Origin of the sequence: Streptococcus pseudopneumoniae (genome assembly GCF_001072925.1) — a bacterium.
GTDB classification, from domain to species: domain Bacteria; phylum Bacillota; class Bacilli; order Lactobacillales; family Streptococcaceae; genus Streptococcus; species Streptococcus pseudopneumoniae_Q.
Genome location: NZ_JVHE01000001.1, coordinates 1 through 240, shown reverse-complemented (window position 1 = coordinate 240; position 240 = coordinate 1). Strand labels below are relative to the sequence as shown.

The 240-nt window shown below is 34.2% G+C and carries 1 pseudogene; it reads right to left on the bottom strand.

Going from position 1 to position 240, the window contains the following annotated elements:
- Positions 1-206: pseudogene (locus ADH81_RS00005) on the bottom strand (ISL3 family transposase); the annotation flags it as partial.
- Between the last annotated feature and the right edge of the window lie 34 nt (positions 207-240).

Sequence of the window (240 nt, the reverse complement as noted above, 5' to 3'; positions counted from 1 at the left end):
TATCCTGCACATTCGAGGTAGGGAATTTTAGATTCTTTTTGAAAGTCATATTTAGCCATTTGTTCTTGACAGTTGTGACATTTAGGGGCAGGATAATCGAGTTTAGCGATGACTTCTTTATGCGTTCCAGCATCAAGATAATCTAAGATTATGATGTTCTTGTCTTTAATTCCGAGCAAGTTTGTGATAAAATTTAATTGTTCCATAAGATTCTTTCTAATGATGGTTTGGTCACTTTTC